This is a genomic window from Streptomyces sp. NPDC002754 (genome assembly GCF_053592315.1).
In genome coordinates, this window is sequence record NZ_JBSFVM010000001.1 from 259,935 (window position 1) to 285,844 (window position 25,910).

Consider the following 25,910-nt stretch of genomic DNA (forward strand, 5'->3'; position numbering starts at 1 on the left):
GTGTGGCGGTGTGTCAGCGGGCGAGGTCGTCGCAGTAGACCGTCTTGGTGTCCGTCACGAAGTCGAGGGCTCCGCGGCCGCCCTCGGGGAACGCGCCGGAGCTGGAGGCGCCCCAGCCGCCGAAGGGGGGTGCGACGCCGTTGCCGGTGGTGCGCTGGTTGACCTTGACGATGCCGTGCCGCGCCGCGCGTACGAAGCGGCCCGTCGTGCCCAGGTCGCGGGTGTGGACAGCGGTGACGAGGCGGTGGGCGTCGCCGTTGAGGGCGGCCAGGGCCTCGTCAGGACCGTCCACCGGGACGACGGACAGCAACGGGCCGAAGACCTCCGCGGTGTTCACGGGGTGGTCGGCAGGGACGTCGACGAGGAGGGTCGGCAGCAGCCAGTGCCCGGCCGGGTCCGCACCGGGGATCAGGCCGCCCTGCGCGAGCGCCCGTGCTCCCGCCGCGAGCGCCGAGTCCAGGAGCCCGGCGACCCGCTCCCGCTGGGCCGCCGTGGCCGCGGGCCCCATCGCCGCGGCCGGGTCGTCGCCGGGGCCGACGGTGAGCTCGGCGGTGCGTTGCGCCAGGAGTTCGGCGAACTCGGCCGCCACGGAACGGTCCACCAGGACGCGGTCCGTCGCCGTGCACACCTGCCCCGTGAGGCCGTAGGCGCCGGCCGCCACCTCGGTCGCCGCATGTGCCAGGTCGGCGTCGGCACAGACCAACGCCGCGTTGTGGCCGCCCAGTTCGAACTGCGCACGGACACCGGGGTGCACGGCGCGATGCAGCAGGGCGCCCGTCCGGTCCGAACCGGTGAAGCTGACGGCGCGGACCCCCGGTGCGCCGGCCAGCGCAGCCATCGCCTCCGGATCATCGCCCTGCACGACCCGCAGCGCCTCCTCGGGCACCCCGCCGCGATGGCAGGCCGCGGCGAGGCGGGCGCCGACGCCGGGTGTCACGGGCGACGGCTTGAAGACCACCGTGTTGCCCGCCGCGAGCGCCGGGGCGAGCTTGCGGGCCGCGAGCGACAGCGGGAAGTTCCACGGCGTGATCGCCACGACGACACCGAGCGGAACCCGCAGTGTCCAGGCCGAGACGCCTGAGGACTCGGCGGGGTACGTGGTGCCCTCGACCATGAACGCCAGCTGCGCCGCGAGCCTGAACTGCTCGACCGTCTTGGCGACTTCGCCGCGCGCGGCGCCGAGCGTCTTGCCCTCTTCGGCGCAGATCAGCGCGGCGATGCCCGCGGCGTCCTCGGCGAGCGCCGCCGCCGCGCCGTGCAGTGCCTCCGCACGGCGGCCCGCCGTCGCGGCGGCCCAGCCCGGGAAGGCGAGCCCGGCCGTGCGTACCGCTTCGGCCGCATCGGCCGCGCTCGAAGCGGGCACTCCGGTGACCTGTCGGTGCGGTGCGGCCGGGTCGAAGGATGTCACCACCGCCGATGAGCGGCGCTGGTGGGTGGTCTGGTGCGCAAGTAGCTTCTGAGTCAAGATGACCTCCACGTTCTCGTCGGCCCCGACCGCGTCATCGGCGTTTTCCCGTGCCCCCAGCATTCGTCGCGAAGGTGCCGGGCGGCTTCGTACATTCCGCACCTTCGCCGCAGGAGGATGTAGGCAGATGGCACACGAAGCAGCGAACAAAAGGGAGTTGACGGTCGAAAGGCTCCTCGCCGAGCCCGCCGTCGGAGGACGCCTGCTCGGCGGCAAGGCCGGTCTGCGGCAGGCGGTGACCTGGTGTCTTCCGCTGGCCGAGCTGCCGCCGGGGCCTGGCCCCGAGCGTCCCGCGGCGGGCGCGGACCTGGCCGGGATCGTGGTGTTCGCGCCGCTGGCCGAGCTGACCTGCGCGCCCGACTGCCGACGCCTGCTCGCCGGGCTCGCCGCACGCGGCGTCGCCGCCGTGCTCGTCCGCCCGCAGCCGCACGCGGAACCGGACTTCGGGCCGCTGATGCGGGCCGCGGACGCCACGGACCTGCCAATGGTGCGGCTCGCGCCCGAGGCCACGTACCACCACATCGGACGCCTTGTGGCGACGAAGACGATCGCGGCCAGCGCCCATGTGCTGGAGTACGGCGTGCGCGTGCACCGCACACTGGGCGAGGTGTTCGCGTCCGGCTCGGGCCTTCCCGCGCTCGCCCGGTCCATGGCCACGCTCGCAGGCACCTCGGTGCTCATCATGGACGAGGTGGGCCAACTCCTCGCCCGCGCCGAGCGGGCGCGGCCCGCCACGGACGCGCGGTGGCAGGAGCTCGCGGACGCCGTGCACACCGCGCACACCAAGCAGGGGCCACCCGCGGAATCGGCCCTGGGGCACGGTCATGCCACCGCCTGCGACCTCGACATGCCCTGGGGCGAGGAGCAGGTGCACGTCGTGACCGCCCCCGTGCGGGTGGCGGGCGAGCCGTACGGGACGGTGGTCGTCGTCGAGCCCGGTCCGGCGCCCGCCGCGCACGATCTCGCCCAGCACCGGGTGATCGTCGAGCAGAGCGCGCCCCTCGTCGCCTCCGAGATCCTGCGGCAGCGGTCGGTCGTGGAGGCGGAGGAACGCTCGCGCGACGACTTCCTCGACACCCTCGTGCACGGCCGCTTCACCGACGTGCACGAACTCGAGGCCAGGTCACGGCATTACCGCTTCGACACGGAGGCGGAGCACGCGGTGTTCGTCGCCTCGGTGCCGTACGCGGGTCCGGTCAGGGCGCAGTCGCTGCCGCGTTCGGTGGGTGCGCTGCGCGGCGGCCCCGGCTTCACCATGGCCGTGCTGATGGGTCAACTGCTCGTCGTGGTAGTGGAGTTCGGTACTGAGGCGGGCAAGGGGGCGCAGGCGCGGTTCGGGCGGCAGCTCCAGCGGCTCGTCTCCGAGCGCATGTCGAACGGCGTGCAGGTGACGTACGGGCGGGCCGCGCTCGGGGCGGCGGGCGTCGCGGCGAGCTACCGGGAGGCGCGGATCGCGCTTGAGCTGTCGGGGCGGGTGCGCGTGGCGGAGGTGTGCGGCTACGACGAGTTGCAGGTGTTCGCGGCGGTCGAGGCGGCGGCGAACTCCGCTCAGGGCAGGGAGTTCGCCCACGAGGTGCTCGAACCCCTGCGCCGTGCGGACGGACAGACCGGCAACCTGGAAGAGGTGGTGCTCGCCTACATCGCCGAGTCCGGCAACCTCAACGCGGCGGCCCGCCGCCTCCAACTGCACCGCAACACCATGCTGTACAAGATTGAGCGTGCATCGAGGGCCCTCGGCATGGACGTACGGGTGGCGGAGACCCAGTTCACGGTGTGGCTCGCCCATCGGATCGAGACGTTGAACGACTCGCTGCGGGTGCTGCAGGCGGAGCTGGCGCCGCCGGCGTAGCCACCTTCGCGCGCCTGCCCGTGTCCCGCCCGACCGAAGCCACCAGGACCCCCACCGCCGCGAACCCCGCGCATACCCCGAACACCCGGATCAGTCCGGCCGGTTGCGTCCCGAGGAGCGCCACGGACGCAGCCCCCAGCGACGTCGCGCCGAACCGGATCAGGCTGAACAGGCCGAGCCCCGCCCCCGTCCGCCCGGCCGCCGAACGCGAGGCACCCGTGGCCGCCGGGGTCTGCACGAACGCGATACCCGCCCCGGTCAGTACGAGCGCCGCCACCACGGGCCAGGCCCCCATGCCCGCCCCGGTCCCGACCGCGAGCAGCACCGCCCCCGTGAACAGCGCCACCAGACCCCACCGCATGACACCCCGGCCGCCGAACCTCTCCGTGCACCGCCCGGCCACCGGAGCCAGCGACGCCATCGCCAACGGGAGCGCCAGGACGGCCAAGCCGGTGCGGGACTGCGACATGCCCTGCGTCCCGACGAGGTACGCGGGAGTGGCAAGGAGCACCGCGCCGAGGACGAACATCTGCGCCGCCGCCGCGAACGACGAACGCACATACCGCAGTTCGGCCAGCTGGTGAGGGCGCAGGAAGGGTGCGGGCCGCCTGCGCTCGACCAGCAGGAAGGCCGTGAGTGCGAGCACTCCGGCAGCCGCCGCACCCCAGACCACGGGCGCACCGGCCCCCTGCGAGGGCAGCGCGGAGGCCGCGACGAGCAGCAGCGCCGCCCCGCATGTCAGCGTCAGCGCACCGGCCCCGTCCAGGCGCGGCCGTGTCCGAGAGCGGTCGTCGCGGGGAAGCAGCAGCAACCCGCCGGCCACGACGAGTACAGACAGCGGCACGATCTGCCAGAACACCGAACGCCAGCCCAGGAGTTCGGAGAGGAGGCCACCGGTCGTCGGGCCGAGCGCCTGCCCCGCCCCGTTCGCGGCTGCCCACAACGACAGCGCCCTGCCGCGCCGTTCCTCGCCGAGCACCTGCACGACGAGGACCATCACCACCGGCAGCACGGGCGCCGCGGACAGGCCCTGGAGCATGCGGAAGGCCACGAGCAGCGGCAGGTTCGGGGCGAGTGCCGCGCCCGCCGCGCCGAGGATCATCGACGCCATCGACGCGCACAGCACCCGCCGGTGCCCGAACCGGTCGCCGAGCCACCCGGACAGCGGCATCAGCGCCGCGAGGGTCACCGGGAACGCGGTCGCGACGAGCACACCCCGGCCGAGCGGCGCGTGCAGATCGGCCAGGATCGCCGTCATGGGGACATTGACCACGGTGTTCGCCATCGTCGTGGTCAACGTCGCGGTGAGCAGGGGAAGCAGACCGAGGCGGGTGGCGATCATGCCCGGAGTATGCGCGGAGCCACCCGTCGCGAGCCACGTGCAAGGAGCCCTCGATACCGGTGCGCTGCAGGGCACTTCGCACAAGCGTGGCCTCCCGCAACCTCCCTGTGCACGCCGCGAAATCCGCGGGAAACGGGACGTGTCACCGGCCCGCACACTGCACAAATAATGTCGCCCACAATGTGCATCGTCCCTCTGTGGCCTGGCGGCCGGGGTCGTCAGCATGCCCGTCAACCACCCGACAACCAACGGACTTCGGCCCCGCAACGCCGGGCGCCGGGTAGGGAGTGCGGACGTGGAACTCACTGCTGCGCACTGGACGTATCTCGCGGGGGTAGTAGTCATCATCGGCGTGATGATCGCGCGCCGGAACATCGTGGTGCCGGCCGTCCTCGCCACCTTCCTGACGGCCTGGGCCTACAGCGGCGACCTCATCAAGGGCCTCGCGTCGATCTTCACCGCGAGCCTGACGGCCGCCGGCCAGCTCTTCTCCATCTTCCTCATCATCGCCATCATCACGGCGCTGCTCGGCGGCCTGCGCGCGATGGGCGCCGAGCACCGCATGGTGCGGCCGTTCCGCGGGCTCATGCGGGGCGGCCGGGCGGCGTTCCTGACCATCGCCGCCGCCACGTACTTCATCAGTCTCTTCTTCTGGCCGACGCCCGCCGTGCCCCTCATCGGCGCGATCCTGCTGCCCGCCGCGATCCGGGCGGGGCTCCCCGCGATGACCGCGGGCGCGGTGATGGCCGTCGCGGGGCAGGGCATGGCGCTCTCCAGCGACTACGTCATCCAGGTCGCGCCGGGGCTCTCCGCCAAGGCCGCGGGGGTGGGCACCGGCGCGGTCGCGGACCGGGCGATGGTGCTCTCGCTGATCACCGGTGCGGTGGCGCTGACCTACCTGTACCTGCGCGGACGGCGCTCCTTCGGAGTGGCCAGCGACGAGCACGAACTGCGCTGGCTCGCCCAGAAGAACGGGCTCGACGAGGGGGCCGAGGTGCAGCTCGGCGGCTCGCCCGGGGCACGCGGCATCGGCAAGGGAGCGGCCGCCGCGGCCGCGACCCGCGCCGCCACCGACTCGGACACCGCCACGCAGGTTCTCGAACCATCGCCAGAGGTGGCCGCGGCGCCGCCGAAGCCCGAACCGGTGCGCCGCTCCCGCCTGTTCGCCGTACTCGTCCCGGTCACCTTCGCCGCCATCGTCGGCTACATGCTCCTCGGCAAGTTCACGAACGTGGTCGGCGAAGTGCAGGGCGACGAGGCGGCCGGGCTCGTCGGCGGAGTCGCGATGCTGCTGCTGTTCGCGGCGGTCTTCAGCATCGACGGCAGCCACGGACTGACCACCGCCGCCTCCCACGTCGTGGACGGCCTGGTGTTCGCCTTCAAGGCGATGGGGGTCGTCGTGCCCATCGCGGGCTTCTTCTTCCTCGGGAACGCCGAGTTCATCTCGCAGATCACGGGCGTGCACGACGCCAAGCCCCCGGCGCTCCTCTTCGACCTGGTGGCCTCCGTCGACCAGCACATCCCCGACAACGGCTTCATGCTGTCCTTCGCCATCCTGATCATCGGCATGATCACGGGCCTGGAGGGCTCCGGTTTCGCGGGCCTTCCGCTGACCGGATCGCTCGCAGGGGCGCTCGGCCCGGCCGCGCACACCGACCCGGCGACCCTGGCCGCCGTCGGCCAGATGGGCTCGGTGTGGACCGGCGGCGGCACCCTCATCGCCTGGTCCTCGCTGCTCGCCGTCGCCGGCGTGGCACGGGTGCCCGTGCAGGAGCTCGTACGCCACTGCTTCCTGCCCGTGGTCTCGGGACTCGCGGCGGCGACGGCGCTCGCCACGGTGCTCTTCTGAACCGCACGGCCGGGCATCCGGCACTGTGCACAGACATCGCCGCGGGGCCTGTGCACAAACACCATCCACCCCTCAACTCGCCCCGCCTACTTTGGAGTCACCCGGAAAGCGGAAAGGACGCCGCAACATGACCGAGCTTCTCTCAAGGGACGAATTCCGCAGCGCTCTCGAAGACGCCATCAAGGGCCGTGAGGCCAAGAACGCCTCCTTCAGCAGGGCATGGGCGGACGGCGAACTCAAGCGGGAGCATTTCGCACGCTGGGCCGAGAACCACTATCACTACGTCGGCCCGTTCGCCGACTACCTCGGCTACATCTACGGAAACACCCCGGACGAATTCACCGGCGCCAAGGACTTCACCCTCCAGAACATGTACGAGGAGGAGATCGCGGACATCCGCCACACCGACCTCCTCATCCGCTTCGCCGAAGCGTGCGGCACCACGCGGGAGCGCGTCGAGGACCCGTCCAACATGAACGCGGTCACCCGCGGGCTCCAGTCCTGGTGCTACGCCGTGGCGATGCGCGAGCACTTCGTCGTCGCCACCGCCGCGCTCGTCGTCGGCCTCGAATCGCAGGTCCCCAGCATCTACAAGAAGCAGATCACTCCGCTGCGCGGCTCCTACGGATTCACCGAGGACGAGATCGAGTTCTTCGAACTCCACATCACTTCCGATGTCGTGCACGGCGAACGCGGGTACCAGATCGTGCTCGACCACGCCGACACCCCGCAATTGCAGCAGCGCTGCCTCCAATTCGTGCGCTGGGGCGCGGAGATGCGCTTCGCGTACACGAAGGCGCTGTACGACACGTATGTCAGCCCGGATCTGGAGCGGACCGCGGCCGCGTAGCGGAAGACCGAAACGGGGCGGCCCGCGCCGCCCCGTTTCACACCCCACAGACCTGCACCGAAAGAACGGGAAAGAACAGGGAGGGAGCCCATGTCCGACTGGGTGGACGTCGCCGAACTCGCCGATCTCAGCAGGCGCCGAAAGAAGCTCGTGACCGTCGGCGACACCCGTATCGCCCTCTTCCACGACGCCGGTGAGGTGTACGCCTTCGCCGACGCCTGCGTACACAAGGGCAAAGCCCTGTCCCGCGGCGCCGTCCTCGGCGGCCGCCTCATCTGCCCCGGCCACCAGTGGGCCTTCGACCTGCGCACCGGACGGGCGGACGACCGGGACGAGTGCCAGCCCGGGTATCCGGTGCGGGTCGAGGCCGGCCGGGTCCAGGTCGACGTGGAATCCCTCACCGCCGCCGCGGCGGCCCTGCCCGTACAGGAGTGAGCCCATGCCCGAGCAGCCCGAGAACCCCCGCAGCGTCGCCGTGGTCGGCGCGGGCCAGACCGCGGCGGTCGCGGCCCGCACCCTGCGCCGCCGCGGTTTCACCGGAACCATCACGCTGATCGGCGACGAACCGTACGCCCCGTACCAGCGCCCGCCGCTCAGCAAGGAACTCCTCGACGGCTCGCAGCAGCCCGGGGACGCCGCGCTGCTCTCCGACGACTGGTGCCGTGACAACGACATCGCGCTCCGCCTCGGCGCCGAGGCCCGCCGCATCGACACCGCGGCCCGCACCGTGGAACTCGCCGACGGCACCCGCGTCCCCGCCGACCGCGTGCTCCTCGCCACCGGGGCCCGCGCCCGACGGCTGCCGGGTGTCCCCGAGGACGACGAGCGGATCGTGCACCTGCGGGGCATGGCCGACGCGCTGCGCCTGCGCGAACTCCTGCGCCCCGGCGGGCGCGTGGTGATCGTCGGGGCCGGCTTCGTCGGCTCGGAGGTCGCCTCCACGGCGCTCGCCCGAGGAGTCACCCCGGTCGTCCTCGAACAGGCACAGGTGCCGCTCGCGGGCGTGCTGGGGCCCCGGCTCGGCGGATTCTGCGCGGATGTGCAGCGTACGAGCGGCGTCGAGCTGCACACCGGCGAGACCGTCGCCGCGGTACGTACGACACCGGACGCGGTCGTGGTCACCACGGCGAGCGGTCTCGAGGTGGCGGGCGACGCCGTGGTCATCGCGGTCGGCGCGGTCCCCAACACCGAGGTGGCCCGCGCCTCCGGCCTCTCCGTCTCCAACGGTGTCCTCGTCGACGAACACTGCCGCACCAGCGTGCCCGGTGTGTACGCGGCCGGGGACGTCGCCAACCACAAGCACCCCCTGTACGGGCGGTGGGTACGCGTCGAACACTTCGACAACGCCAACAAGCAGGCGATGGTCGCCGCGAAGAACATCCTCGGTCGCAGTGTCGTGTACGACGACCCGCACTGGTTCTGGTCCGACCAGTTCGGCCTCAATCTCCAGCACTGCGGGGATCCGCACGGCTGGGACCGCATGGTGGTCCGCGGTTCGCTCGACGAGCGCGATTTCATCGCCTTCTACCTGGTCGACGGAGCCCTTCGGGCGGCCTTCGCCGCCGAGCGCGGCGGCGACGTGTACGCGGCGAAGGAGCTCATCGCCGGCGGCGCGCGCCCCGACCCCGGCCTCCTCGTCGACGAGGACACAGACCTGATGGAACTCATGCAGGTCACGGCAGATGCGGAGCCGGTCGCCGACGCGGCCGGGACAGGGGGGGAACTGACGGTGGCGACGGAACTCGAATACGTGAAGGTGGCCCGCTCGGGTCAGGTCCCCGAAGGCGTCGTACGCCGCTTCTTCGTCGGCGACCTCGAACTCGCGGTGTCCCGCTTCGAAGGGGACGTCTACGTGAGCGCCAACTACTGCACCCACCTCGCCTGCCACCTGTCCGCCGGCAAGGTCACCGAGGACGGACTGCTCTGTTCCTGCCACGGCAGCGTCTTCGACTTCTCCACCGGGGAGCCGCTGTCACCCCCGGCGGTGAAGCCGATCAAGATCTACCCGGCCAGGGAGGAGAACGGCGAGATCTTCGTGGGCGGACTGTGAGCGGACGCCCCCTCAGATCCAGGTGTCCAAATGGCGGACACCCAACTGCCCGTGACCAGCCGAAACTTGGTGTGCGACACGACGCCCGGTGTCGCATATGCCCGTATTTGGGCATTTAATTTGACGGGAGACGTCAACCCGCGCGTCAGTCTCGGCACCACAGAACGGGCGTTCCACGGATGAAAATCGGCTTTCTGCTCTTCAATGCCTACGGAATCGGCGGCACCATCCGCTCCACGATGAACCTCGCGGGCGCGCTAGCCGAGGCGGGCCACGAAGTGGAGATCGCGTCGGTCGTGCGATCCAGGGAACACCCCGTATTGAAGCCGGCGCCCGGAGTGAGAATTCTTCCGCTCGTCGAGGCGCGGCGCGGCTCCGCGGCCTTCGACCCGGAGCACGATCCGGCGGCCTTCCCCTCGCGGCTCTATCTCCGCGCCGACGGCCCCTACGAGCACTCCAGCACCCTCACCGACAGACGCATCGTCGAGTGGCTGAACAGAACCGACGCCGACGTGATCGTGGGGACACGCCCCGGCATCAATGTGCTGCTCGCCGAGTACGGCCCCCGCGGCGCGCTGCGCATCGGGCAGGAACACCTGACGCACAGCATGCACAAGCCGGTCATCCAGTCGGCCCAGGACAAGGCGATCGCCGCCCTCGACGCCTTCACCACCGTTTCCTACGCCGACGCCGAGTGCTATCGCGAGGCCCTGCCCGGCATCGACACCGAGATCCGCTGCATCCCGAATGGGGTTCCTGTGCCGGATGTCGCCAAGTCGACCGGACGGAACAAGGTGGTCGTGGCGGCGGGTCGTCTCATTCCCGTGAAGAACTACTCCCTGCTCGTCGAGGCCTTCGGGCACGTCGTGGCCGAGCGCCCCGACTGGTCGCTGCGCCTCTACGGCCGGGGCCGGCTCGCGGGGCGGCTGCGTGAGCAGGTCATGGCGGCGGGTCTGAACAACCACGTACGGCTCATGGGGGCCGTCGCGCCCATCGAGCCGGAGTGGGCGAAGGGGTCCATCGCGGCGGTCTCCTCGAACGCCGAGTCCTTCGGCATGACCCTCGTCGAGGCCATGCACGCGGGCCTGCCGGTCGTCGCTACGGACTGTCCGTACGGGCCCGGCGAGATCATCGACGACGGACGCGACGGATTCCTGGTGCAGCCCGGCGACCCGAAGGCGTTCGCCGCCGCGCTGCTCGACCTGATCGAGGACGACGAGCGGCGGCACGCCATGGCGGAGGCGGCGCAGCAGAAGGCGCTGACCTTCACCCCGCGGACGGCGGCCGAACGGTTCGTCGCCCTGGTGTCCGAGCTGGGCGACCCCGGCGCCCTCGACCTGCCCGCGACTCCGGGACGCGTACGACGACCGGTGCGCAGCGTGATGCGCGAACGCGTCGGCACCGTCGCACGCCCCGTCCTGCGCGCGTCCCTGCGCAGCCCCGTCCTCGCCCCCGCCCTGCGCACGCTGATGCCCCGGCGCGCCAAGCGCCTCACCCGCGTCCCCGGCTTCCACCCCGTGGCCCGCACGACGGCCACGACCGAGGGGGACATCGTCGTCGACATCACCGGCGTACACACACCACGAGCCGCACTGCTCCTGCAGCAAGGCGATGACAAGCTGCGCCTCCCGTTGCACCCGGAGTCCGGATTTCTGCGCGCCCGCATCGGACGGGACCATGCGCTGGGCGAGGGGGAGTGGGCCGTGTCCGTGGAGCGCGCCGACGACGGCGTACGCCGCCGGGCCGACTCCCTGACGGTGGAGACCGCGGCACTGGTCGGCCGCACACCGGAGCTGGTCGGGGACCAGGTGACCTCCCGGATTCCGCGTACCACGGACACCGGACATCTCGCCGTACGGACCTGGGCCCGCGCCGCACACCTCGAGATCGGCACCGTGGACACGGGCGGGAGCGCCCTCATCGTGGAGGGCCGGATCGTCGGACGGCCGCTGGGCGACGACACCGTGGCGGTGGCGTCGCGACGCGGCGAGGACACCGCCTTCGAGTCGGCGGAGGTCGTGGTCTCCGGCGACCACGTGTGGTTCTCCGTGCCGCACGCCGACTTCGCCGAGCGGTGCCGGGCCGCCGGTGAGGACCGCGAGTTCTGGGACCTGCACCTGGTCGACCGCGGCGCCCGGATCCCCGTCGGCCGGATCGGCGGAGACGTGGCCCGGCGCAAGGCCACCGACCCGGTACCCCCGGCCTTCCACGAAGAGGCCGGGGAGCGGCAGGTGCGGATCGGTCCCTACTTCACCGCGAACAACAGCCTGGCCGTGACGGTCCGCGAGGTGACCCCGTCCTCGGAACCGCGGCGCGACGCGGTGGTCAGCGCCCAGGGCACGGAGGTCCGGCTCAGCGGGGTCAGGTAGCGGCGCCGCCCGGCAGCCGGTGGGTCAGGGCTTCGGCTCTGGCTCGCGCTGTTTGAGCACGGGTTGCTCACCGGCTGCCGCGCTCGCCCCCGTCGGCTCCGGCAGTGTCCGGAACAGCAGCCAGCTCAGCAGGGGCATGAGGATGAGCGGGGTCAGGGCGGTGCGCAGTGATGTCTGGTCGGCGACGGTGCCGATGAGGGGGCTCGCCAGGCCGCCGATGCTCACCGTGAGGCCGAGGGTGATGCCGCTCGCCGTGCCGACACGCGAGGGCAAGTAGTCCTGCCCGAGCGTGACTTGGAGCGAGAACGGGACGTACAGGCCGGCCGAGGTGAGCGCGAGGAAGACGTAGAGCGCCGGGCCCGGCACCCACACCACGCCCGCCGCCGCCGCGGCCGTCAGCAGGTAAGACCAGCGCGAGACGGTGACCCGGCCCCAGCGCCCCGCCAGCGCGCCGCCCAGGACACTGCCGACCGCGCCACCCACGTAGAGCACGAACAGGGCCACGGTGCCTGCCACTTTGCTGCCGCCCATGCGCTGCGTCGCGTACAGGGAGACGAAGGTGCTCAGGCCCGTGAACACGATGGAGCGGCACACCACCGCGAACGACAGGCGGACGAACGCCGGCACATCGTCCCTGGCGGGGGCCGACGTGGCGGCCGACGACGTGTTCCCGCGCCGTCCCAGCGCCCGCAGCACCGGCAGGCAGATCGCGGCGCCGGCCGCCGCGGGCAGCACCAGCAGGGGAGTGAAGCGCAGCCCGCCCGTGGCGACCGCGGCGGCGACCAGGAGCGGCGCCAGCGCGAAACCGACGTTGCCGCCGAGCGAGAACCAGGCCATCGCGCTGTGGCTGCCGCGGCTCGCGAGCCGGGCCACCCGCGCCGACTCCGGGTGGTAGGCGGCCACACCGATCCCGGACACGGCGACCACGGCGAGGGTCACCGCGTACGAATCGCTCACCCCGCTCAGCGCGATGCCCACGCCCGCGAGCAGCGTGCTCAGCGGCAGCAGCCACGGCATCGCCCTGCGGTCGGTGAGCAGTCCGAAGAGCGGCTGCGCCACCGACGAGAGCAGCGAGGCCGCGAGCACGATGCCGGACACGGCGGCGTAGCTGTAGGCGCGTTCGGCGACGAAGTACGGCACGAGCGAGGCGACGGCACCCTGGTAGACGTCCACGCACGCGTGCCCGATGGAGAGAAGGGGGATGGAGGCGTTGGGGATGTCGGAGGTGTTGGAGGTGTTCTTTCGCACCCGGTCATCGTCGCGACCTGCCGCGCTGTCCCGCTTCCGATAACCTGCCAGACAATGTCGAAGAACCGCCATGCCGCGCGACACGCTGACGGTCACACCGACCGACACACCGTTCGGCACACCCCGGTGGCCCCCACTCACACCAGGTACCTCGCGCACGGAGCCGAGATCGACGCCCACCGGCACGACGACCACCAGATCGCCTACGCCGGCCGGGGCGTCGTCGCCGTCACCACCGACGCCGGGTCCTGGGTCGCGCCGGGAACGCGCGCCCTGTGGGTACCCGCCGACACCGTGCACGCCCACCAGGCCCACGGCGACGTCGAACTGCACTTCGTGGGGCTGCCCGCGACCGAGAACCCGCTCGGCCTCGACACCCCGGCCGTGCTCGCCGTCGGCCCGCTGCTGCGCGAGCTGATCATCGAGTACGCGCGCACCGGTTCGCCGGACACCACAGACGTCGGCAGCCCCGAACGAGCGCGCCTGCGTGGGGTGTTGCTCGACCAGCTGAAGCTGACACCGCAGCAGCCGCTGCACCTTCCGACACCGACCACGCCGCTGCTGCGCGCCGTGTGCGACCTCCTGCACGCCGACCCGGCGGACCCTCGCACCCTGGCCGAACTGGGCCGGGAGGTCGGGGCGAGCGACCGCACGCTGTCCCGGCTCTTCCGCGGCGACCTCGGCATGACGTTCCCGCAGTGGCGCACCCAACTGCGCCTGCACCACGCGCTGATCCTGCTCGCCGACCGCACACCGGTCACGACCGTGGCGCATCTGTGCGGCTGGTCGTCGACGAGTGCGTTCATCGATGTGTTCCGCCGCGCGTTCGGACACACACCGGGTTCACACCAGTGACCAGGGCGGAGGTCGCGCGCCTCTTGACGTGTCCGTACGTACGCCGATGATGGCCGGGTGAGGACACAGAGCGGCGAATCGGTACTGTCCAGGGCCGTCCGGATCTTCGAGGCGTTCACGCCCGACGAACCGGCCCTGACCGTCTCGGCGATCGCGCGGCGCACCGGCCTGCACGTGGCCACGGCGTCGCGCCTGGTCGCGGAGCTGGTGTCGCACGGGGTCCTCGCCCGCGACGGCGACCGCCGGGTGCGGATCGGGCTTCGGATGTGGGAGCTGGTGACCCGCGCCTCGCCCGCGTTGTCGCTGCGGGACGCCGCGATGCCGTTCATGGAGGGCGTGCACGATGTGGTGGGCCACCACGTCCAGTTGGGCGTGCTCGACGGCGACGAGGTGCTGTTCCTGGAACGGCTGAGCGCGCCCGGTGGTGTCATCAACTACACGCGGATCGCGGGCCGGCTGGAGCTGAACGCCTCCTCCAGCGGCCTCGTGCTCCTTGCCCACGGCTCCGCCGAGCTGCGGGAGCGGGTGTGCGCCGAACCCCTCCACCGATACACCGCCAACACGCCGTGCACGGCCGCCGGGCTACGGGCCTTGCTCGCCGACATCCGCCGGCAGGGCTTCGCCTGCTGCCCCGGCTACGTCCACCCCGACGCGCTGGGCATCGCGGCGCCCGTGCGCGACGCCCACGGCGACGTGTGCGCCACCTTGTCCGTCATCGTGCCGAACGGGGAGGGTTCCGCGGCGATCGTGCCGGTGGTGCGGACCGCGGCGCGCGGCATCTCCCGTGCGCTGGCCGCGCGTTCGTCTCTCACTCATTGAGAAGGGCCTCGCGCCCGCCGCCCGCGGCCACACATCCTTCCTGTCAACCCAACGACGGGAGGCGACAGCGTGGTCGGAACTGGCGTGGTCACAGGCATGGAACCGATCGCCGAGGACGTCGTGTCCGTGACCCTCGCGCACCCGGACGGAGCCCGGCTCCCGGACTGGACGCCGGGCGCGCACATCGACCTGGTCCTCCCGGACGGCACGGTTCGCCAGTACTCCCTGTGCGGCGACCGCTGGGACGCGCGCACCTACCGCGTCGCCGTCCTGCGGGAACCGGACGGGCGGGGCGGGTCCGCGTACGTGCACGACCGGCTGAAGATGGGGGACCGGGTCGGGATCGGGGGCCCGCGCAACAACTTCCCGCTCGCACCGCTGGCACCGCTCACACCGCTCGCGGACTCGGGGGCGTACCTCTTCATCGCCGGAGGCATCGGCATCACCCCGCTCCTCCCGATGATCCACCAGGCCGAACTCCTCCGCCTGGAGTGGCAGTTGCTGTACGGCGGGCGGAACCGGCCCTCCATGGCCTTCCGCGAGGAACTCCTCGCGGCCCACGGCGGGCGCGTGCACGTCGTGCCGCAGGACGAGGAGGGGCTGCTCGACCTGGATGCGTGGCTGGGCGCGCCGCGGGCCGGTGTCAAGGTCTACTGCTGCGGGCCGCCTCCGCTGCTCGCCGCGGTGGAGGGGGCGTGTGCGGGCTGGGAACCGTACGCGTTGCGCACCGAGCGGTTCACCGCCGCCGAGCGCGGTGCGCCGGTCCGGGACACGGCCTTCGAGGTGGAGCTGCGGCGCAGCGCCCGGACCGTGCGCGTGGCCCCCGACGCGTCCGTGCTCCAGGCGGTGCGCGGGGCCGGGGCCGAGGTGGTGTCGTCCTGCGAGCAGGGCACGTGCGGGACGTGTCTGACGCCGGTCCTCGAAGGCGAGCCCGACCACATGGACTCCGTCCTCACGGACCACCAACGGGCCGCTGGTGACTGCATGTTGGTGTGCGTGTCCCGGTCCTGCGGGGACCGCCTCGTACTCGATCTCTGAGACCTCCGAGGGTCCAAGGACGCACGAAGGAGCATGCGACATGACCGAGGCACCCGCGCACGGCACCGCGACGCCGCCCACCAGCGACGTCGACCCGTTCGCCCACGAACACCTGCTCAACCCCGAACCCCTGCACCGGTCGCTGCGCGTGGCCGGACCGGTCGTGCATCTGACGCGCTACGACGTGCACGCCCTCGCCCGCTACGAGCAGGTGCACGCCGCGCTCGTCGACTGGCAGCGCTTCGAGTCGGGCTCCGGCGTGGGGCACGCCAACTTCCGCCACGAGGAACCATGGCGCAAACCCAGCGTCCTCCTGGAAGCGGATCCGCCCCTGCACGACGCACCCCGCCGGGTCCTGCGCGACATCCTGGCCCCGCCCGCCCTGCGTCGACTGCGGGACACGTGGTCCGCGGCGGCCGAGGAGCTGGTCGACCAAGTCCTCGCGCAGGGAACGGAGTTCGACGCCTTTACGGCGCTGGCGGAGGCCTTCCCCCTGCGCGTGTTCCCCGACGCCGTGGGGATCGGCCCCGACGGACGTGAGCACCTGCTGCCGTACGGGAACATGGCCTTCAACGCGTTCGGGCCGCGCAACGACCTCGTCGTCGCCGACGCGCACCGGGCCGCCGAACTCGGCTCGTGGGTGGGTGCCCAGTGTGCGCGCGAAGCCCTCACGGAGACCGGTTTCGGCGCCGACATCTGGGCGGCGGCCGACCGCGGCGACCTCACGCGCGAGCAGGCGCCCATGGTGGTGCGCTCGCTGCTCACCGCCGGTGTCGACACCACCGTGCACGGCCTCGCCGCCTGCCTCTACGCCTTCGCCACCTACCCCGAGGAGTGGCAACGACTGCGTAGGCGGCCGGAGTCGGCGCGTGTCGCCTTCGAGGAGGCGATCCGCTGGCAGTCGCCGGTGCAGACGTTCTTCCGTACCGCCACCACCGATGTCACCATCGCGGACAGCGTGATCCCCGAGGGCACGAAGATACTGATGTTCCTCGGCGCCGCGAACCACGATCCGGACCGCTGGGCCGACCCGGAACGCTTCGACCTCACCCGCGACCCCTCGGGGCACGTCGGCTTCGGAATGGGCCTGCACCAGTGCGTCGGCCAGCACGTCGCCCGCCTGGAGGCGGAGGCGCTCCTCACGGCGCTCGCCCGCAGGGTCGACTCGTTCGCGTTCACGGGCGAGCCCCGGCGGCACATCAACAACACCCTGCGGGGCTGGGAGTCGCTGCCCGTCCGCGTCCGTCTCGCGGGCTGAACGGGCTGACGGGCCGGAGGTGTCACTGGCGTGGCGCCGACGCCAGCTCGTCCCGCAGCAGCGCCACCTCGCCGACCTGACCTGTGCGATACGCGGCCCGCGCCACCAGGTGGGCCGCGACCGCGCTGGTCACGAGCTGGAAGAAGGCGACCAGGGCGAGCGTGCCCAGGTCGACGCCCGAGCGCAGGCGCAGCGCGACGCCCGCCACGAGCATCAGCATGCCGAGGGTCTGCGGATTGGTCGCGGCGTGGCTGCGGGTCAGTACGTCGGGCAGTCGGAGCATGCCGATGACACCGGTCAGGCAGACCGCGGCCCCGACGAACAAAAGAATGGATCCGGCGAGATCGGTGACGTCGTGCCAGTTCACGGGCGCTCCTTCTTGAGGGAGATGATGCCGGACCTCGGCCGGACGCCCGGCCGGTCGCGCGCCGCGATGAAGCGGGCGATGGCCACCGAACTCGTGAAGCCGAGGAAGGCGATCACCAGCATGATGGAGAGGTAGTAACTGGTGCGCGTGATGGCGGCGTTGACGCCGATCCCGGCGATGATGAGCACCGCCGCGATGTCGACGGACACGGCCCGGTCCAGCATCGAGGGGCCGCGCCAGATCCGCACCAGGAGCAGCGCGCCGGCCAGGACGATCAGCACCAGCGCGCCGTTGAGCAGGATGTCGTTGGCCATTTTCATGCGTCGGGCACCCTTTCTTCGGGAGCGGTGAGCCGGGCGATCTCCTCGCGTGTGCCGAAGGCCCGTACGACGAGGTTCTCCAGGCGCCGCACGTCCACGCGGGCCCGGTCCACCGCCCGCGGGTCGTCGGCGTGCACGACGTGCAGGAACAGCGTGGCGGTCGACCCGTTGACCTCCACGAGCGCGCCGCCCGGGACGCTGGACACGGCGACGGCGGTCGCCGCGATCATCAGGTCGGTGCGGCAGCGCAGCGGCACCGCGATCACGGCGGCAGGACCCGGCCTGCCGCGCAGCGTCTCCCAGGTCACGGTGACGGTGGACGAGGTCATGTCGTACAGGAGGTAGCCGGCGAGCCGGACGATGCCGACGGGCCGCAGGCGCAGATCGAGTTCGACGGCGGGCAGCGGGAAGACCAGGCACAGCAGGACCGCGACCACCACGCCGCTGATGACGTTGCCCCAGCTCAGGCCGGTCCACAGCAGCGTCCAGATCACCGTGAGCCAGGCGATCAGCGGCAGGTCGATGCGGCGCCAACGGCCGCGGGGGCTCGAGGAGTTCACTGGTTGAGCACCGCCTCCACGTAGGGCGTGCGGGAGAGGAGTTCGGCGGCCGAGCGGTCGGCGAGGCCGGTCAGCGGGGTGGCCAGGAGTGTGTAGGAGAGGCCGAGGACGACCGCGGCCGCCGTCGCCGCGGTCATGGTGCGGGGCACGCGCATCGTGGTGCGCACGCACACGGCGGTCGCGACCATGGTGTCGCCGCCGACGTCGCCGCTCTCCTCCGGAGCCGAGTCCGAATCGTCGCTCTCCTCCAACACGTCGTCCTCGGAGGGGGGCTGCTCGGGCGCCGCCCGCCAGAACACCAGGTTCCACACCTTCGCCATCACGTACAGCGTCAGCAGACTGGTCACGGCGGCCGCCGCGAGCAGGGTGTACGACCAGACCCCGCCGGCCGCCGCGCCCGCCCGCATCAGGCCCAGCTTGCCGAGGAACCCGGACAGGGGCGGGATCCCGGCGAGGTTCATGGCGGGCACGAACCAGAGCGCGGCGAGCAGCGGCGCGGAGCGCATCGTGCCGCCCAGGCGCGTCAACTCCGTTGTCCCGTACCGTTTTTCGAGCAGCCCCGCGGCCAGGAACAGGGTCGTCTGTACGGTGATGTGGTGCGCCGTGTAGACGATGGCGCCGCCGATGCCTCCCTTGGTGCCGAGCGCGAGCCCGTACAGCATGAAGCCGATGTGGCTGACGAGGGTGAAGGACAGCAGGCGCTTGAGGTCGGTCTGGGCGACCGCGCCGAGGATGCCGATGATCATCGAGGCGAAGGCCACCGCCATCAGTACGCCGGAGAGCCGGTTGCCGGGGAAGAACAGTGTGTCCGCGCGGATCATCGAGTACACGCCGACCTTGGTGAGCAGCCCGGCGAACACGGCCGTCACCGGCGCCGGGGCCGTCGGGTACGAGTCGGGCAGCCAGGCCGCGACGGGGAACGCCGCGGCCTTCACGCCGAACACCGTGAGCAGCAGCACCTCCGCCAACGTGCTGACTCCTTGAGGGAGTTCTGGCATGCGCTGGGCGAGTTGCGCGAAGTTCACGGTGCCCACCGCCGCGTAGGTCACGGCGATCCCGCACAGGAACACCAGGGACGAGACGAGGGAGACGACCACGTACGTCGACCCGGCCCGTACCCGTGGCTCCGTGGCGCCCACCGTGAGCAGCACGAAGCTCGCCATCAGCATGATCTCGAAGCCGACGTAGAGGTTCACGAGGTCGCCCGCCAGGAAGGTGAGGGACACACCGGCGACCAACACCAGATACGCCGGGTGGAAGACGGCGATCGGCGCCCGCTCCTCGCGGTCGGCCATGCCCTGGCTCATCGCGTAGATCAGGACGATGAAGGTGACGGCGCCTGACACCAGGAGCATCAGCGCGGCGAGCCGGTCGGCGACCAGGGTGACACCCAGCGGCGGCCCGAAGTCGCCGAGGTGCACCACGAGCGGGCCCGTGCGGTCGGCCTCGACGAGCAGGATGACATCGACGGCGACGACCGCCGCGAGCACCCCGGCGGTGATGAGCCGGTGCAGCCAGCGCAGCCGCGGTCCGATGAACAGGGTCAGTCCGCACACCACGAGGGGCAGTACGACGGGCAGCGGGACGAGGGAGTTCACCGGGTCTCCTCCGGGCGGGTCTCGGTGGGCTCGGCCGGGTCGGCGGCGGCCGCCTCGGGCGGGTCCGCGCCGAGGACGTCGTCCCACAGGTCGCCGCCCGCGTCCCGGGCGCGGGCCTGGTAGGCGCGGTTCGCGCGCAGCCTGCGGCGCTGCTCCCGCCGCTCCTCGCGCCAGGCGCTCGGGCCCTCCTCGCGATGGATCTCGCGCAGCTCGGCCCGCTCGGCGGAGATCTCCGCGCGCAGCACCACCCGGCGGTCCGCGACGTCGTCCGGCACGAAGTCCGAACCGGTCAACTGGCTGCTGCGGTACGCCATCGCGAGCACGAACGCCGTGGTGGCGAGGGTGATGACGACGGCGGTGAGGATGATGGCCTGCGGCAGCGGATCGGTCACCCCGGCCGCGTCGACGCCCGGGTACAGCAGCGGCGGAAATCCTGCCGTCCCCGTCGAGGCGAGGACGAAGAGATTGACGCCGTTGCCGCACACGATGATGCCGACGAGCACCCGGGTGAGGCTGCGGGTGTGGATGAGGATCCCGCCTGCGCTGGTCAGCACGACCGCGCAGACCAGCAGGGTGAGACTGACGGTCACGAGTTCTGCGCCTCCCCGGCGAGCGCGAGACTCGCCTTGTGCTCGGTCTGCTGGTCGATCTTCGAGCCGAGCGCCCGTACGACGTCCAGGACCACGCCGAGGACCAGCAGATACACCCCGAGGTCGAAGAGGACGGCGGTGCTCGCGTGCCAGTCGCCGATCAGCGGCAGGTGCCCGTGCCAGGTCCAGCCGTGCAGTACCGTGCCGTCGGCGAGCCCGCCGAGCGCGACCGACGTCGACAGGGTCAGGCCGAGCCCGGTGAAGAAGCCCGGGTGCACCGGCGCCGCCACCGCCAACTCGTGCCGCCCGCCCGCCAGATAACGGATCGTCAGGGCGATCCCGGCGACCAGACCGGCGACGAAGCCGCCGCCCGGCAGGTTCTCCGCGCACAGCAGCAGGTACACCGACAGCATCAGGATCGGGTGGAAGACGAGCCGGGCGACGACCTCGAAGACGACCGAGCGGTGTTCGGGCGCGAGGGTGTCACCGGCCACCAGCCAGCTGCGCTCGGGCGCGCCCTGCTGGTACTTGGCGGGCACCTTCAGCCGCGACGTGGCAAGGGACCATGCGGTCACCCCGCCAGGCAGCCGGGGCGGCGGCGCGGTCGCCCGGCCCTGGCGGCGGTGCACGTACAGCAGGCTCGTGACACCGAGGACGGCGACGGCGAGGACGGCCGACTCGCCCATGGTGTCCCAGGCCCGGAAGTCCACGAGGATCGTCGCGACGACGTCCTTGAGGCCGTGGTGCGCGGTCTCCTCGATCAACGCGGCGCCCGCGGGCTCGGCCGTGCGCGCGCCCGTCGCCAGCCACACCGCGCACGCCACCGCCACGCTGCTGCCGAGCGCGAGCAGCATGCTCACACCCCACCGCCAGGTCCGCTGCGTGTCGCCGAAGAACACCGGGAGGCGCCGCAGGACGAGGACGAGCACGACGGTCGACACCGTCTCCACGCCGAACTGCGTGAGCGCCAGATCGGGCGCGCCCTGAACGACGTACAGCAGCGCCGTGCCGTACCCGGTCAGGCCCGCGAGCACCGCCGCTTTCATGCGCCGCTGCACCACCAGACACATCAGGGCGCACGCACACGTCAGCGCACCGACCCCCGCCTGCATCGGGTGGTCCCACAGGCGCGGCGCGGGTGTGCCACCCCAGGGCCGGTCGGTGGCGAGGACCGCGACCAGCCCGACGAACATGACACCCAGGACCGTCGCCACGTACGAGGGCAGCGAGCCCTTCTGCACCGCGCCCGTGATCTGGAGCGCGGACCGTTCGAGGCCGAGCACGGTCCGGCCGAACACCTCGTCCGCCTTCGGCCAGGCGAACCGCCGCCCGAGCCGCACCACCGGCTCGCGCGCCAGGAACAGCGCCGCGCCGCCCGCCCACGCGAGCACGGACAGGGCGAGCGCCGACCCGAATCCGTGCCACAGCGCCAGGTGGTAGGGGTGCGCGGGGACCGGGTACTGCTTCGCGTACTGCTCGAAGAGGTGCGCCGGCCAGTCGATCCCCGGACCGAGCAGCAGACCGGCGAGGGCAAGGATCGCGGGCGGCGCGAGGAAGGTGACACCGACCCGGTGCACGGGGGTGTCGGCGACACCGGGCTTGCGCGCGAACGCACCCCACAGGAAACGCAGGGTGTACGCGGTGGTGAGTGCGGAGCCGACGACGATGCAGGCGAGCACCCACCGCTCGGCCACGGTGCCGTGCAGCAGCGCGTCGAACGCCGCCTCCTTCGCCGCGAACCCGAGCAGCGGCGGCAGAGCGGCCATCGACGCGCCCGCGAGGACGGCGACGCAGGCCACCCACGGCAGTCGTCTGCCCACCCCCGACAGGTGCCGCAGATCGCGGGTGCCGCTCGCGTGGTCGACGATCCCCGTCAGCAGGAACAGCGGCGCCTTGAACAGCGCGTGCCCGAGAAGCATCGCGATGGCCGCGAGCGCGGCGTTGTACGTCCCGTCACCCGCGAGCACCACCAGAAAGCCCAGCTGGCTGACGGTTCCGTAGGCGAGCACCAGCTTCAGGTCGTTGAGCCGCAGCGCGCGCCAGCCGCCGAGCAGCATCGTCACCGCGCCCAGGATCAGGACCACGGCACGCCACGGCGCGACATCCGCGAAGGCGGGGGCGAACCGCGCCACCAGATAGACACCCGCCTTCACCATCGCGGCGGCGTGCAGATAGGCGCTGACCGGGGTGGGCGCCGCCATCGCGTTCGGCAGCCACATGCTCAGCGGCCAGATCGCCGACTTGGCGAGCGCACCGCAAAGGATCAGGACGAGCGCCGTCGACAGCGTGCCGCTCGCGGCGGGCGACGACTGAAGGATGTGCGAAATCCGGTACGTACCCGCCAGGTGACCCAGCATCAGGAAGCCGACGAACATCGCGAGCCCGCCGACCGAGGTCACCGTCAGCGCCTGCAGCGCGCAGCGGCGGCTGGCGCGCTTCTCGCTGTCGTAGCCGATGAGCAGGAAGGACAGGACGGTGGTGAGTTCCCAGAACAGATAGAGGGTCATCAGGTCGTCGGCCAGGACGAGCCCGAGCATCGCCCCGGCGAACGCGAGGAGGCTGCCGCCGAACGAGCCCAACTGCCGGGCGCCGCCCTCGAAGTAGCGCACGCAGTACAGCAGCACGAACGTCCCGATGCCGGCCGCGAGCAGCACCATGACGAGCGACAGGGCGTCGAGCCGGAACGCGATCTCGACGTCGTAGTCCCTGATCCACCACCAGGCCTCATCGCTCGCCCTGCCACCGCTCACCTCGCCCCAGCGGGACAGCGCCCACCCGAGGGCGGCGGCGGGCGGCAGCGCGAGCAGCACGAACGCGCGGGATCCCACCCGGCGGATCAGCGGGGCAGCGCAGAGCGCGACGACGAAGTGTGCGAGGACCAGTGCGGTCATACACGATACATATCGGGTGAAAAGGCGTACGCCGGGTGGGGCGCGCCGAGGGAAGGCGGGATCGGCTACCGCGCTTGGTGTGTGGTGCGGGCCGCGACTGCCCCGCCGTCCACCAGGAGGTCGGTGCCGGTGATGAAGGAGGCGGCCGGGGAGAGGAGGAACGCTGTCGCCTCCGCGATGTCGTTCGGGGTGCCTGCGCGGCCCGTGCCCGAGCCCTCGATCATCGCGCGCATGTGGGAGCCCGACTCACCGGCCAGCTCGGCGCGGCCCATCCGCGTCGAGACGACCCCGGGGCTGACGGAGTTGACGCGGGCCCCGCGCGCGCCCCACGCGAGCGAAGCGGCCTGGACGCGCAGGTGGTTGGCGCGCTTGGCAAGGGCGTAGGCGGCGCCGGGGTCCGACAGGGCGTCGGGCCGCAGGAACGGCAGGTCGAGGAGATCGTCGGTGGGAGTGGAACGCAGCGCGGTCTCGACCTCGGGCGGCAGCGGCGCCATGTGCCCGGCCATGGACGCGATCACCACGCCCGCGCCGCCCGCCGCGACCACCCTGCCGAACTCCTCCAGGACGAGGGCCACGCCCAGCAGGTCCACGGCCAGCACCGCCGCCGTCGGCGCCTGCACCGGGGACAGGCCCGCGGTGTTCACGACCTGCGTGACGGGGCCGAGCGCCGCGCACTGCCCGGCGAGCGCCGCGACCGACGCCCGGTCCGAGACATCGACCCGCACCGGGGTGACCTCGTAGCCGTCCGCCGTCAGCTCGTCGACCGCCGCGGCCAGCAGCTCACCGTCGAAGTCCGCCGCGACGAGCCGCGCTCCGGAGCCCTGACGTCGGGCGATCTCCTTCCCCATGCCGCCGACACCGATGACGACCACTACAGGTTTGGACATGAACTTCCTCCTCGTTGATCGGGCATTGCACTGCATTACGCTGCCAACGTGACGAACCCCTCCGAGCCCGACCGGGCCCGCCCGGCCAACCAAGGCCGGCGGGTCGCCGCCCGCAATCGCGCCGCCCTCATCACCGCCGCCCGTGAGGTCTTCGCCGAGCAGGGACTGAACGCACCGCTGTCGACCGTCGCGCGCCGGGCCGGGGTCGGGCAGGGGAGTCTGTACCGGCACTTCGCCGACCGGGTGGCCCTGGCCACGGCGGTGCTCGACGAGAACGTGCGGCAGATCGAGACGGCCGCCGCCGAGCCGGACGCCACCCTCGAGTCCGTGCTCGGCGTCGTCACGTGGCACATCACCCGCTCCACCGCCTTCGTCGACCTGCTGCGCCTACGCGGTGGCGACGACCAGGGCCGGCAGCTGGCGGCGCGGGTGCGCGGCGTGCTCGGCGGGTGGGCGTCCGCCGGGCGCGGGCTTTCCGCCGACGAGTTGATGCTCGCCATCGCGATGGTCTCGGGCGCGGTCGCGGGCCCCACCCTCGCCGAGCGCGAGCGCCTGGCGCTCGCGGCCTGGGGGCTGCTCGGCGTCGAGGTGGGGCCGCTGCGGTCCGTCGAACTCGCGGTGAGCTAGGGTCTGTCGTTTGGGTCAGGCCGGACGACGGACCCAAGCGTCAGCCGCCGTTGGAGAGGCGGATTCCCTTGGCCAGCGCGTCGAACTTGTAGACGTAGCCGCCCTTGGGGCCGCTGACCGTCATGTAGGCCTCCTTGCCGCCCGGCTTGATCGCGACGTTCGTCGCCGACTGCAGGCCCTTGGCCTCCTTCGCGGGAACCTCCACCGTGCCGAGGCGCTCGCCGTACTTGCTGAAGACCGCCATGGCGGGGCGGCCGTGCAGCGCCTGGTAGAGGTTGCCCTCGGCGTCCACGGCGATCGAGTCGGTCTGCGCGAGGCCGCCGTCGACGTGGATGGCCTCGTGCCGCGTGGTCACCGCCGTCCTGTCGGCGTCGAGCAGCAGATACGAGATGGTGTCCTTGGCCAGCTCGCTGATCCACAGGCCCTTCTGCTCGGGGTCGAGCATCACGCCGTTGGGGTGCGCGAGCTTGTCCGCGAGGACCGTGGTCTTCTTGCCGTCGCGGTCGATGCGCACGATGCGGCCCTCGGCCTCGCCGGTCTTCATGCCGTGCAGATCGCTGACGTAGAGGTTGCCGTCGTCGTCGAACGCGATGTCGTCGGGGTTCATCGCGGAGCCGTCCACCTTGCCGGAGAAGAACGTCCGCCGGTCCGAGCCGTCCTGCGCGATGCTGATGACGTCACCCGTCTGGTACTCCGTCAGGTACACGCGGCCGTCGTGCGGGCTGATCTGCGCGGAGGTGTAGGCGCCCGTCTTGTCGGTGTAGACGCCTTTGTGGTCACCGGTCTTCACGTCGACGGAGAGCACCTTGGGCTCACCGGCCGGCGCGGTGACGTCGACGACGTACAGATCGCCGCTCTTGGTGAGCACCGGGCCCTCCAGCAGTGTCATGCCGGTGGCCTCGTGCGGATTGGTGGCGTGGGAGACCTGGGTGGCACGGATGGTGTGTTCCGCGCCGGAGGCGGCGGCAGGCCGTGCGTCCGAGGTACCGGCCTTCTCGGTGCCGCAGCCGGTGAGGGCGAGGATGCCGAGGGCGGCTGCTGCTGCCAAGGGGAGTCTGGTGGTCATGGGGGTGCACCT

22 protein-coding genes are annotated in these 25,910 nt (G+C 71.9%); 11 read left to right on the forward strand and 11 right to left on the reverse strand.

Translation table 11 applies throughout. The features are described 5' to 3' along the window. Positions 1–13: 13 nt before the first annotated feature. A complete protein-coding gene (locus ACWD2L_RS01380; RefSeq protein ID WP_451187056.1) occupies positions 14–1,465 on the reverse strand; it encodes an aldehyde dehydrogenase family protein in 1,452 nt (483 codons plus the stop codon). A gap of 127 nt (positions 1,466–1,592) precedes the next feature. Here ACWD2L_RS01380 and ACWD2L_RS01385 point away from each other — a divergent pair, with 127 nt between their 5' ends. Continuing rightward, positions 1,593–3,314 (forward strand): PucR family transcriptional regulator, encoded by a 1,722-nt coding sequence (locus tag ACWD2L_RS01385; protein WP_351330237.1) that lies wholly within the window; start codon positions 1,593–1,595, stop codon positions 3,312–3,314. On the opposite strand, the gene ACWD2L_RS01390 is transcribed toward ACWD2L_RS01385, so the two are convergent. After that, the gene (locus ACWD2L_RS01390) at positions 3,232–4,656 is read right to left on the reverse strand and encodes an MFS transporter (protein WP_351330236.1); all 1,425 of its coding nucleotides are present in this window, start codon (positions 4,654–4,656) and stop codon (positions 3,232–3,234) included. The two genes, ACWD2L_RS01385 and ACWD2L_RS01390, sit on opposite strands and share 83 nt — an antisense overlap. A 295-nt stretch (positions 4,657–4,951) precedes the next feature. On the opposite strand from ACWD2L_RS01390, the gene ACWD2L_RS01395 reads away from it, so the two are divergent. From ACWD2L_RS01395 to ACWD2L_RS01415, 5 genes are all read left to right on the forward strand, one after another. Further along, complete coding sequence (locus ACWD2L_RS01395) at positions 4,952–6,505, forward strand: hypothetical protein (protein ID WP_451187057.1); 1,554 nt, start codon at positions 4,952–4,954, stop codon at positions 6,503–6,505. Positions 6,506–6,632: 127 nt separating this feature from the next. Continuing rightward, complete coding sequence (locus ACWD2L_RS01400) at positions 6,633–7,355, forward strand: TenA family transcriptional regulator (protein WP_351330234.1); 723 nt, start codon at positions 6,633–6,635, stop codon at positions 7,353–7,355. A gap of 90 nt (positions 7,356–7,445) precedes the next feature. Then, a complete protein-coding gene (locus ACWD2L_RS01405; RefSeq protein ID WP_351330233.1) occupies positions 7,446–7,790 on the forward strand; it encodes a Rieske (2Fe-2S) protein in 345 nt (114 codons plus the stop codon). Between the two features lie 4 nt (positions 7,791–7,794). Beyond that, entirely contained in the window at positions 7,795–9,405 is a 1,611-nt protein-coding gene (locus ACWD2L_RS01410; protein WP_351330231.1) for an FAD-dependent oxidoreductase, read from the forward strand. Positions 9,406–9,584: 179 nt separating this feature from the next. Further along, positions 9,585–11,774, forward strand: coding sequence for a glycosyltransferase (locus ACWD2L_RS01415; RefSeq protein ID WP_351330229.1), 2,190 nt, complete (start codon positions 9,585–9,587; stop codon positions 11,772–11,774). Between the two features lie 24 nt (positions 11,775–11,798). Here the strand turns inward: ACWD2L_RS01415 and ACWD2L_RS01420 are convergent, their stop codons facing one another. Then, positions 11,799–13,022 carry an MFS transporter gene (locus tag ACWD2L_RS01420; protein WP_351330228.1) on the reverse strand — a complete coding sequence of 408 codons (1,224 nt, stop codon included), beginning with the start codon at positions 13,020–13,022 and terminating at the stop codon, positions 11,799–11,801. 54 nt (positions 13,023–13,076) lie between these two features. On the opposite strand from ACWD2L_RS01420, the gene ACWD2L_RS01425 reads away from it, so the two are divergent. The 4 genes from ACWD2L_RS01425 to ACWD2L_RS01440 all read left to right on the forward strand — a co-directional run bounded on the left by ACWD2L_RS01425 (position 13,077) and on the right by ACWD2L_RS01440 (position 16,992). Beyond that, positions 13,077–13,877 carry an AraC family transcriptional regulator gene (locus ACWD2L_RS01425; RefSeq protein ID WP_351330226.1) on the forward strand — a complete coding sequence of 267 codons (801 nt, stop codon included), beginning with the start codon at positions 13,077–13,079 and terminating at the stop codon, positions 13,875–13,877. Between the two features lie 57 nt (positions 13,878–13,934). Then, the gene (locus ACWD2L_RS01430; protein ID WP_351330225.1) at positions 13,935–14,696 is read left to right on the forward strand and encodes an IclR family transcriptional regulator; all 762 of its coding nucleotides are present in this window, start codon (positions 13,935–13,937) and stop codon (positions 14,694–14,696) included. A 96-nt stretch (positions 14,697–14,792) separates the two neighbouring features. Further along, positions 14,793–15,734, forward strand: a complete 942-nt coding sequence (locus ACWD2L_RS01435; protein ID WP_351330223.1) for a PDR/VanB family oxidoreductase — start codon at positions 14,793–14,795, stop codon at positions 15,732–15,734. A gap of 40 nt (positions 15,735–15,774) precedes the next feature. Beyond that, the gene (locus tag ACWD2L_RS01440) at positions 15,775–16,992 is read left to right on the forward strand and encodes a cytochrome P450 (RefSeq protein ID WP_351330221.1); all 1,218 of its coding nucleotides are present in this window, start codon (positions 15,775–15,777) and stop codon (positions 16,990–16,992) included. 22 nt (positions 16,993–17,014) lie between these two features. On the opposite strand, the gene mnhG is transcribed toward ACWD2L_RS01440, so the two are convergent. The 7 genes from mnhG to ACWD2L_RS01475 form a co-directional block, all read right to left on the reverse strand. Further along, a complete protein-coding gene (gene mnhG, locus ACWD2L_RS01445) occupies positions 17,015–17,359 on the reverse strand; it encodes a monovalent cation/H(+) antiporter subunit G (RefSeq protein WP_351330219.1) in 345 nt (114 codons plus the stop codon). Then, on the reverse strand, positions 17,356–17,679 hold the full coding sequence (locus ACWD2L_RS01450) for a monovalent cation/H+ antiporter complex subunit F (protein WP_351330217.1): 324 nt from the start codon (positions 17,677–17,679) through the stop codon (positions 17,356–17,358). The genes mnhG and ACWD2L_RS01450 overlap by 4 nt, the downstream gene beginning before the upstream one ends. After that, entirely contained in the window at positions 17,676–18,239 is a 564-nt protein-coding gene (locus ACWD2L_RS01455) for a Na+/H+ antiporter subunit E (protein WP_351330215.1), read from the reverse strand. Before ACWD2L_RS01455 ends, ACWD2L_RS01450 begins: the two co-directional genes overlap by 4 nt. Then, on the reverse strand, positions 18,236–19,837 hold the full coding sequence (locus ACWD2L_RS01460) for a Na+/H+ antiporter subunit D (RefSeq protein ID WP_351330213.1): 1,602 nt from the start codon (positions 19,835–19,837) through the stop codon (positions 18,236–18,238). Before ACWD2L_RS01460 ends, ACWD2L_RS01455 begins: the two co-directional genes overlap by 4 nt. Then, positions 19,834–20,427: a Na(+)/H(+) antiporter subunit C gene (locus ACWD2L_RS01465; RefSeq protein WP_351330211.1), complete on the reverse strand. Its 594-nt coding sequence runs from the start codon at positions 20,425–20,427 to the stop codon at positions 19,834–19,836. The genes ACWD2L_RS01460 and ACWD2L_RS01465 overlap by 4 nt, the downstream gene beginning before the upstream one ends. After that, positions 20,424–23,318 (reverse strand): Na+/H+ antiporter subunit A, encoded by a 2,895-nt coding sequence (locus tag ACWD2L_RS01470; protein WP_351330209.1) that lies wholly within the window; start codon positions 23,316–23,318, stop codon positions 20,424–20,426. Before ACWD2L_RS01470 ends, ACWD2L_RS01465 begins: the two co-directional genes overlap by 4 nt. Positions 23,319–23,383: 65 nt before the next feature. Then, on the reverse strand, positions 23,384–24,205 hold the full coding sequence (locus ACWD2L_RS01475; protein WP_351330207.1) for an SDR family oxidoreductase: 822 nt from the start codon (positions 24,203–24,205) through the stop codon (positions 23,384–23,386). Positions 24,206–24,253: 48 nt separating this feature from the next. Between ACWD2L_RS01475 and ACWD2L_RS01480 the strand changes: the two genes are divergently transcribed. Beyond that, positions 24,254–24,832, forward strand: coding sequence for a helix-turn-helix domain-containing protein (locus ACWD2L_RS01480; RefSeq protein WP_351330205.1), 579 nt, complete (start codon positions 24,254–24,256; stop codon positions 24,830–24,832). A 40-nt stretch (positions 24,833–24,872) separates the two neighbouring features. Here ACWD2L_RS01480 and ACWD2L_RS01485 read toward each other — a convergent pair whose 3' ends face one another. Further along, positions 24,873–25,898, reverse strand: a complete 1,026-nt coding sequence (locus tag ACWD2L_RS01485) for an SMP-30/gluconolactonase/LRE family protein (RefSeq protein WP_351330203.1) — start codon at positions 25,896–25,898, stop codon at positions 24,873–24,875. Positions 25,899–25,910: the final 12 nt, after the last annotated feature.

Bases quoted from the DNA above. Each gene is read 5' to 3' on its own strand.
- ACWD2L_RS01385 (WP_351330237.1), top strand. From the start codon at position 1,593: ATGGCACACGAAGCAGCGAACAAAAGGGAGTTGACGGTCGAAAGGCTC.
- ACWD2L_RS01390 (WP_351330236.1), bottom strand. From the start codon at position 4,656: ATGATCGCCACCCGCCTCGGTCTGCTTCCCCTGCTCACCGCGACGTTG.
- ACWD2L_RS01400 (WP_351330234.1), top strand. From the start codon at position 6,633: ATGACCGAGCTTCTCTCAAGGGACGAATTCCGCAGCGCTCTCGAAGAC.
- ACWD2L_RS01405 (WP_351330233.1), top strand. From the start codon at position 7,446: ATGTCCGACTGGGTGGACGTCGCCGAACTCGCCGATCTCAGCAGGCGC.
- ACWD2L_RS01410 (WP_351330231.1), top strand. From the start codon at position 7,795: ATGCCCGAGCAGCCCGAGAACCCCCGCAGCGTCGCCGTGGTCGGCGCG.
- ACWD2L_RS01415 (WP_351330229.1), top strand. From the start codon at position 9,585: ATGAAAATCGGCTTTCTGCTCTTCAATGCCTACGGAATCGGCGGCACC.
- ACWD2L_RS01425 (WP_351330226.1), top strand. From the start codon at position 13,077: ATGTCGAAGAACCGCCATGCCGCGCGACACGCTGACGGTCACACCGAC.
- ACWD2L_RS01435 (WP_351330223.1), top strand. From the start codon at position 14,793: ATGGAACCGATCGCCGAGGACGTCGTGTCCGTGACCCTCGCGCACCCG.
- ACWD2L_RS01440 (WP_351330221.1), top strand. From the start codon at position 15,775: ATGACCGAGGCACCCGCGCACGGCACCGCGACGCCGCCCACCAGCGAC.
- ACWD2L_RS01450 (WP_351330217.1), bottom strand. From the start codon at position 17,679: ATGAAAATGGCCAACGACATCCTGCTCAACGGCGCGCTGGTGCTGATC.
- ACWD2L_RS01470 (WP_351330209.1), bottom strand. From the start codon at position 23,318: ATGACCGCACTGGTCCTCGCACACTTCGTCGTCGCGCTCTGCGCTGCC.
- ACWD2L_RS01475 (WP_351330207.1), bottom strand. From the start codon at position 24,205: ATGTCCAAACCTGTAGTGGTCGTCATCGGTGTCGGCGGCATGGGGAAG.
- ACWD2L_RS01485 (WP_351330203.1), bottom strand. From the start codon at position 25,898: ATGACCACCAGACTCCCCTTGGCAGCAGCAGCCGCCCTCGGCATCCTC.